The 1,754-nt window shown below is 67.7% G+C and carries 1 protein-coding gene and 1 pseudogene; both read left to right on the top strand.

Annotated features, from left to right (window positions below; all coding sequences use genetic code 11):
• Positions 1–122: 122 nt before the first annotated feature.
• Positions 123–1,355, top strand: a pseudogene (locus ACZ6BB_RS42160) (IS256 family transposase); the annotation flags it as partial.
• A gap of 34 nt (positions 1,356–1,389) precedes the next feature.
• A complete protein-coding gene (locus ACZ6BB_RS42155; protein WP_471620373.1) occupies positions 1,390–1,722 on the top strand; it encodes a hypothetical protein in 333 nt (110 codons plus the stop codon).
• The last annotated feature ends 32 nt before the right edge of the window (positions 1,723–1,754 follow it).

The following is a 1,754-nucleotide window of genomic DNA, read 5'->3' as shown; positions in this document are numbered from 1 at the left end:
GAGCAATGCTCGGAACCTGTGGATCGGTGCCGGGAGGAACGCGGAGGGCGTACCTTCCCGATGATCCCTTGAAGGTCTCCGAGTAGGCCCGCGTTCGCAGCGCGGGTCGGGAAGGCACGCCCGTGCTGAGCGTAGTGAACGCCGACGGCGGTATCGCGTCCGGCTCCCTGATCGACGAGATCGTCCGCGAGGGCGCCCGTCGGATGCTGGCCGCCGCGCTGGAGGCGGAAGTCAACCAGTACATAGCCGAGTTGGCTGCCGAGACCGACGAGCGCGGACGGCGCCTGGTCGTACGCAACGGCCACCACCGGCCCAGGACAGTCGTCACCGCGGCCGGGCCGGTCGAGGTCACCGCGCCGCGCGTCAACGACCGCCGGGTCAACGAGGCCACCGGCGAGCGCAAGCGGTTCTCCTCCAAGATCCTTGCGCCGTGGTGCCGCAAGTCACCGAAGATCTCGGAGGTGCTGCCGCTGCTCTACCTGCACGGACTGTCGTCGGGAGACTTCGTGCCCGCGCTGGAGCAGTTCCTCGGCGGCACGGCTGGACTGTCGGCCGCGACGGTGACCCGGCTGACGAAGCAGTGGAGCGACGATCACGCCGCCTTCCAGGACCGGGACCTGTCCGACCGCGACTTCGTCTACGTATGGGCCGACGGGGTCCACCCGAAGGTGCGGCTCGGCCAGGCGCACTCGTGCGTGCTGGTCCTCCTCGGCGTCCGCCTGGACGGCACCAAGGAGCTAATCGCGCTGGCCGAGGGACTGCGGGAGTCCACCGAGTCGTGGGCCGACCTGCTGCGCGACTGCCGTCGCCGCGGCATGCGCGACCCCGAACTCGTCATCGGCGACGGCGCGATGGGCCTGTGGAAAGCGCTGATCGAGGTGTTCCCGACCGCTCGGCACCAGCGCTGCTGGGTCCATAAAGCCCGTAATGTGACGAACTGTCTTCCGAAGTCCGCACAGCCGGGCGCGACGAAGGCAATGCAGGAGATCTACAACGCAGAGGACAGGGCCCACGCCGAAAAGGCGATCGAGGCGTTCTCCCGCACTTACGGCACGAAGTGGCCCAAGGCCGTCGCGAAGATCACCGACGACCGGGACGAGCTGCTCGCGTTCTACGACTTCCCGGCCGAGCACTGGGGCCACCTGCGGACCACGAATCCCATCGAGTCGACCTTCTCCACCGTCAAGCTCCGGACCAAGGTCACCCGAGGCGCCGGCAGCCCGGCCGCGGCCCTGGCCATGGTGTTCAAGCTCGTCGAATCCGCCCAGGCCCGCTGGCGGGCGATCACCGGAGCCCACCTGGTCCCACTCGTCCGGGCCGGGGCCCGATTCGAGAACGGCCTGCTGGTCGAACGCACCGAAAGCCACGTGGCCTGAGGAGAATGCCCAGATGACCGTCTCCGACACCTACGGCACGAACTCCTGCACGGCCAAGGAGTTGGCCAGCCTGCTCGCCGACCGACTCGACGTGACCTTCACCGAACGCGAGAGCGACTACCTCGGCGTCTACTTCCTGGCCACCCTCGCCGACACGAGCCGCCTCCAGATCCAGCCGAACGCCATTTCCGGAGACGACGGGGAAGACGATCTCTACGACGACGAGCACCCCGACGTGTCGGTACTCCTGCTCATCACCTCGCCGGCCGCCGCCGAGCCTCTCAGCGACGAGCTCTCGGCGGTCGAAGGACTCACCAGGCTCCGATCAACTCGAACTCGAAGCTGAGACTGCCGATCCACAAGTCTTGACTATTGCTC

Source organism: Streptomyces sp. NPDC041108, assembly GCF_055592645.1.
Note: the sequence above shows the minus strand (reverse complement) of the source record. Positions and strands in the feature narration are given on the sequence as shown.

Coding starts and splice junctions, on each gene's coding strand:
- ACZ6BB_RS42155 (WP_471620373.1), top strand. CDS start 1,390: ATGACCGTCTCCGACACCTACGGCACGAACTCCTGCACGGCCAAGGAG.